The sequence below is a fragment of the Xanthomarina maritima genome (assembly GCF_008084905.1).
GTDB classification, from domain to species: Bacteria; Bacteroidota; Bacteroidia; order Flavobacteriales; family Flavobacteriaceae; genus Xanthomarina; species Xanthomarina maritima.
Genome location: NZ_VSFC01000030.1, coordinates 1 through 1,426 on the forward strand (window position 1 = coordinate 1; position 1,426 = coordinate 1,426).

The 1,426-nt window shown below is 42.5% G+C and carries 1 protein-coding gene; it reads left to right on the forward strand.

Features of this window, described 5'->3' with window-relative positions; all coding sequences use genetic code 11:
• The coding region (locus FVF61_RS05720; RefSeq protein WP_148454272.1) for an SDR family oxidoreductase at positions 1 to 946 on the forward strand (946 nt) is incomplete at its 5' end.
• Positions 947 to 1,426 lie beyond the last annotated feature (480 nt).

Below are 1,426 nucleotides of genomic sequence, written 5' to 3' on the forward strand. Positions count from 1 at the left end.
TAAAGACTATAAGTATTTAGTAACAGGAGGAGCTGGGTTCATTGGAAGTAATTTGGTTGAATACCTCCTAAAACACGGTGCGAAGAAAGTACGTGTCTTAGACAATTTTTCTAATGGCTATCGCGAGAACTTGACAGAATTTGAATCAAACCCAGCTTTTGAATTATTAGAAGGCGATATTCGAGATCTTGCAACCTGCAAACAGGCTATGAAAGGCATCGATTATGTCTCTCATCAGGCAGCTTTAGGTTCCGTACCAAGATCTATAAACGATCCAGCAACCACCAACGCAGTCAATATCACTGGGTTTTTAAATATGATGATTGCTTTAAAAGACAGTCCTACGGTGAAGCGTATGGTGTATGCGGCTTCCAGTTCTACCTATGGCGATAGCAAAAGCTTGCCTAAGGTAGAAGCACAAATAGGAAAGCCGTTGTCGCCCTATGCGGTAACTAAGTATGTAAACGAACTCTATGCCGATGTCTTTGGTAAAACCTTTGGCACCGATGTGGTTGGCTTACGCTATTTTAATGTGTTTGGTCCAAAGCAAAGTCCCAATGGCGCTTATGCAGCCGTGATTCCCTTATTTATGCAGGCTCTTAAAGACAAACAATCTCCAACCATCAATGGGGATGGCGAGCAAACTCGTGATTTTACTTTTGTAGCCAATGCCGTTCAAGCCAATGTAAAAGGCTTTTTTGCTTCCAAAGAAGCCAGTAACGAGGTGTTTAATGTGGCTTGTGGTGAACGTATATCTGTTAATTATTTATGGGAGTCTTTAAATCAAGCAGCAAATGCCAATTTAAAAGCTGTTCATGGTCCAGACCGTCAAGGCGATGTTCGGGATTCTTTGGCTGATATTTCTAAAGCTGAAAGGTTGTTGGGGTATGCTCCGGAGTATTCTGTTGGGGAAGGGTTGAAGGTGACCTGGAAATGGTTTAAATAATAATTGCCATTGCAAGTCCTTCCCTGAAAGCGTCATTGCGAACCTACTGTCATTGCGAGAAGCATGCGACGAAGCAATCTCACGATTGAAACACGTCATTGCGAGAAGCCTGCGACGAAGCAATCTCACGATTGAAACACGTCATTGGGAGCAAGCCTATGCTGAGCTTGTCACACTGAGCTTGTCACACTGAGCCTGTCGAAGTGGTGTCACACTGAGCAAGCCTGTACTGAGCTGAGCCTGTACTGAGCTTGTCGAAGTATCGAAGCATCGAAGTATAGTCGAAGTATCGAAGTGTTATTGAAACATCATACTGTTAGCAAATAACAAAAGCCCTTCCATGTCATTAAGTAAAAACTACAACTTTACACCAAACACCAAACTCAAGTCACTTAGAGTGAAACCATAGAATAAGGTTTTGTATCGAGAAGCAACAGATAACAGAAAACCGACAACAGAAAACCGACAACAGAAAACCGA